This window comes from Vibrio sp. 811, from assembly GCF_033339195.1.
The window spans coordinates 1-1071 of sequence record NZ_JAWOUB010000112.1; the positions used below are offsets into that span (position 1 = coordinate 1).

Consider the following 1071-nt stretch of genomic DNA (forward strand, 5'->3'; position numbering starts at 1 on the left):
CACCATCAGCTTGCATTGCAGCGATCAAACCTTCAATCACCCGGTCGGCTTCAACGCGTTGTTCAGCTAACGCACGAGCTTGCATGTCTTCTTTGGCGTGAGTCATCGAATCACGCAGCATGTTCGCAACTTCGTTATCGCTTAAACCGTAAGAAGGTTTCACTTGAATTTCGGACTGAACACCAGTGCTCTTTTCCATTGCAGTCACAGATAGTAAACCGTCAGCATCAACTTGGTACGTCACTCGGATGTGCGCAGCACCTGCCGCCATAGGAGGAATACCTTTTAGTGAGAAACGCGCAAGTGAACGACAATCATCCACCATCTCGCGCTCACCTTGCACAACGTGCACGCTCATCGCCGTTTGACCATCTTTGAAGGTGGTAAACTCTTGCGCGCGAGCAACAGGAATCGTGGTGTTGCGCGGAATGATTTTCTCAACCAACCCACCCATGGTTTCAATACCTAATGATAATGGAATCACGTCAAGCAGCAGCATTTCAGAGTCAGGCTTGTTACCAGCAAGAATATCTGCTTGGATACCCGCACCAATAGCCACCACTTCATCAGGGTTGATGCTAGTGAGTGGTGTGCGACCAAAGAATTCACCTACCATTTCACGGACAAGCAAGGTACGAGTTGAGCCACCAACCATCACCACTTCAAGTACTTCCTCCGCTTCTACGTCAGCATCTTTCAGTGCACGACGACAAGACATCAGAGTTTTCTTCACGAGTGGGCGAATCAGGTCTTCGAACTGCTCGCGTGTTACAGTGCCTTTCCAGCCAAACACGTCAACTTCTACGCTGTCTTGCTCAGAGAAAGCAATTTTGGTCGCCGTTGCAATGTTCAGTAATGCACGGTTTTTCTCAGCAGAAAGCGGCGCTTCTAGGCCAGCTTGCTCCATTAGGTAATCCGCTAATAGGTGGTCAAAGTCATCACCGCCAAGTGCAGAGTCGCCGCCTGTTGCTAATACTTCAAATACGCCTTTCGACAAACGTAGGATAGAGATATCGAACGTACCGCCACCTAAATCGTAAACGGCAATCACGCCCTCTTGACCTGAATCCA

General features: G+C 49.3%; 1 protein-coding gene. It reads right to left on the reverse strand.

What is annotated here, in order from left to right:
- A partial coding sequence (hscA, locus tag R7Q46_RS25185; RefSeq protein WP_318077939.1) for a Fe-S protein assembly chaperone HscA occupies positions 1-1071 on the reverse strand: 1071 nt, incomplete at both ends.